The sequence below is a fragment of the Enterobacter sp. SECR19-1250 genome (genome assembly GCF_013391025.1).
Taxonomy (GTDB): domain Bacteria; phylum Pseudomonadota; class Gammaproteobacteria; order Enterobacterales; family Enterobacteriaceae; genus Enterobacter; species Enterobacter cloacae.
Map to the genome: position 1 here is coordinate 1 of NZ_JACASJ010000273.1, position 1,135 is coordinate 1,135.

Annotated in this window: 2 protein-coding genes; one reads left to right on the forward strand and one right to left on the reverse strand. The window is 40.3% G+C overall.

Going from position 1 to position 1,135, the window contains the following annotated elements:
- Window positions 1-2: 2 nt before the first annotated feature.
- Window positions 3-59: a hypothetical protein gene (locus HX884_RS27695; protein WP_375138606.1), complete on the forward strand. Its 57-nt coding sequence runs from the start codon at window positions 3-5 to the stop codon at window positions 57-59.
- A gap of 10 nt (window positions 60-69) precedes the next feature.
- Here HX884_RS27695 and stbA read toward each other — a convergent pair whose 3' ends face one another.
- Window positions 70-459, reverse strand: a complete 390-nt coding sequence (stbA, locus tag HX884_RS26555) for a plasmid stabilization protein StbA (RefSeq protein ID WP_032736816.1) — start codon at window positions 457-459, stop codon at window positions 70-72.
- Between the last annotated feature and the right edge of the window lie 676 nt (window positions 460-1,135).

Below are 1,135 nucleotides of genomic sequence, written 5' to 3' on the forward strand. Positions count from 1 at the left end.
CGGTGGAGCTGCATGACAAAGTCGTCGGGCATTATCTGAACATAAAACACTATCAGTAAGTTGGAGTCATTACCAGAATTTTTTGTTGAACTTCTTAGGGTTGAAATCCTCACCGATTTTATTGAAGAATTCTTTATCAATAATGCCGGGACTCTCTGCTTTTTCACTTTTCTGCGCTTCAGGCTCAGACGGTTGTGTATTGTGCAATACACTTTCCGCTGCACCCTTCGCGCTACTCTTATCATGTGTATTGTGCAATACATTTTTTCGGTTTTGCCGCGTTCTATACAGTGCCATCTCAAGCCCTTTGGCTGTTACCGAAAAGCTGTATTCGCTGTCGAGGATTTCAGCAATTTCATGCCGCGTTAGCCCTCTGTCCAGCCAGTTCTCGATTTCATTTAGGCGCAATCTGACAGCAGCCGATAAGTTGCGGGGTTTCAGATCTGCTGGTTTATTCATAACCCCCTCCGTTGTATTAAAATGACTCTACAACACTCGTAAGAAGGGGTCAATCGAGTTTTGTAGTTTATCTGTAGTTTTCTTGTAGTCTCTTTGTAGTCCGCCACGATTTTTGTAGTTTCTTTGTAGTTTTATTGTAGTCTATTTGTAGTCTGCCAACACTAAGGCAAAACGTTTTTTGTAGTTTATCTGTAGTTTTTGGTTGCTCAGATGGTCATGCAAGCATGACCATCAAAGAATAGGACGCTTTTTAGCCAAATGACCCTTAACCTACGGAGATCGCCCTACCAAAAAAAGATGATTTTTTATCCCTTAACCTGCTATACACCTAACGCAGCGTGATAAATCACGCTATACCACTGATTTAAAAGAAAAAAACCAAATTTAGCCATGCTGCGGTATTACCCAGGTATTACAAATCCAATCTAACTTACTGATTTAAAGAATTTTTTATTTATTACTTTGGTAATACTATGATTTCACCGTATTAGACACCCTTTTTTCGTTTAAAAAATGCACAAAGTGAGGACTGAATGCCAACAATAACCGCAAAAGTATCAGATGAACTTTTGGCCTATATAGACCTGGTTTCAGGTGGTAATCGGCTTTGTTGAATAAATCAGATTTCGTGCGAACGACCCTGTAGCTGGCTGGATTTTCAGGCAATACGCACGCT